Origin of the sequence: Pseudarthrobacter sp. B4EP4b (assembly GCF_006680095.1) — a bacterium.
Lineage (GTDB): Bacteria > Actinomycetota > Actinomycetes > Actinomycetales > Micrococcaceae > Arthrobacter.
Map to the genome: position 1 here is coordinate 91,117 of NZ_VHIJ01000012.1, position 520 is coordinate 91,636.

General features: G+C 58.8%; 3 tRNA genes. All 3 read right to left on the reverse strand.

Annotated elements, in window-relative coordinates:
* Window positions 1–103: 103 nt before the first annotated feature.
* Window positions 104–176: transfer RNA gene (locus FNL14_RS05070), tRNA-Gly, on the reverse strand.
* A gap of 50 nt (window positions 177–226) precedes the next feature.
* Window positions 227–298, reverse strand: a tRNA-Val gene (locus FNL14_RS05075).
* A gap of 42 nt (window positions 299–340) precedes the next feature.
* Window positions 341–411: transfer RNA gene (locus FNL14_RS05080), tRNA-Cys, on the reverse strand.
* Between the last annotated feature and the right edge of the window lie 109 nt (window positions 412–520).

Sequence of the window (520 nt, forward strand, 5' to 3'; positions counted from 1 at the left end):
CTGGGATCGAACCAGTGACCTCTTCCGTGTCAGGGAAGCGCGCTACCGCTGCGCCAATCGCCCGGAACCGGAAGACCGGCATATGGGTTTATGAGAAGTAGAGAGCGGACGACGAGATTCGAACTCGCGACATCCACCTTGGCAAGGTGGTGCTCTACCAGCTGAGCTACGTCCGCGTGTGCAGGACCGGTAAACCGGTGGTACTGCGGGCAAGTTGCCTTGCCAGTGGGCGATACTGGGATCGAACCAGTGACCTCTTCCGTGTCAGGGAAGCGCGCTACCGCTGCGCCAATCGCCCATGTTCATTCGGAGATCATCCGAAAAACCATGGTTTTCACCGAGGTGGGTACGGGATTCGAACCCGTGTATACGGCTTTGCAGGCCGCTGCCTCGCCTCTCGGCCAACCCACCGTGTTAGCTCCGATTCAAAAGAACCTTTGCCGTGACAGTGTCCTGCGAGCGGACGACGAGATTCGAACTCGCGACATCCACCTTGGCAAGGTGGTGCTCTACCAGCTGA